Genomic DNA, 248 nt, shown 5'->3' on the forward strand with positions numbered 1-248 from the left:
CATACCGAACACGGAAGTTAAGCTCTTTAGCGCCGATGGTAGTTGGGGGCTTCCCCCTGTGAGAGTAGGACGTCGCTTCGCTTATTTTTTATGGAGGATTAGCTCAGTTGGGAGAGCACCTGCCTTACAAGCAGGGGGTCGGCGGTTCGAGCCCGTCATCCTCCACCATTTTGGTCCCGTGGTGTAGCGGTTAACATGCCTGCCTGTCACGCAGGAGATCGCCGGTTCGATCCCGGTCGGGACCGCCA

At 57.7% G+C, this 248-nt stretch carries 2 tRNA genes and 1 rRNA gene; all 3 read left to right on the plus strand.

Going from position 1 to position 248, the window contains the following annotated elements:
• Positions 1 to 81: ribosomal RNA gene (gene rrf, locus KVT27_RS27640) — 5S ribosomal RNA — on the plus strand; the annotation flags it as partial.
• Positions 82 to 92: 11 nt separating this feature from the next.
• Positions 93 to 168, plus strand: a tRNA-Val gene (locus KVT27_RS25660).
• Positions 169 to 172: 4 nt separating this feature from the next.
• A tRNA-Asp gene (locus KVT27_RS25665) sits at positions 173 to 248 on the plus strand.

It is taken from the genome of Lysinibacillus sp. GbtcB16 (assembly GCF_019091145.1).
GTDB lineage: Bacteria > Bacillota > Bacilli > Bacillales_A > Planococcaceae > Lysinibacillus > Lysinibacillus fusiformis.